Here is a 239-nt window from a genome sequence, read left to right on the forward strand (position 1 = left end):
GGCGCATCTTGCTCATGCCATTCTGGAAGGTATTGCGCATTCGGTCGTTTCCTGTGCGGAGGCGAGCTCTAAAGTGGCGGGCGTTCCGGTTCGGGAAGTGGTAGCAGGCGGAGGGCTTTCCTCCAGCGATACGCTGCTTCAGCTGCAGGCCGGTCTCAGCGGTGTGCCGGTGCGGCGCATGGCGGATCAGGATCGCGCGAGCCTGCGGGGAACCGCATTTCTGGCAGCCAGCGATGGCT

1 protein-coding gene is annotated in these 239 nt (G+C 64.0%); it reads left to right on the plus strand.

Annotated elements, in window-relative coordinates:
- The coding region (locus HWD93_RS18855) for an FGGY-family carbohydrate kinase (RefSeq protein WP_261647651.1) at positions 1-239 on the plus strand (239 nt) is incomplete at both ends.

It is taken from the genome of Curtobacterium sp. C2H10 (assembly GCF_025407985.1).
Taxonomy (GTDB): domain Bacteria; phylum Actinomycetota; class Actinomycetes; order Actinomycetales; family Microbacteriaceae; genus Curtobacterium.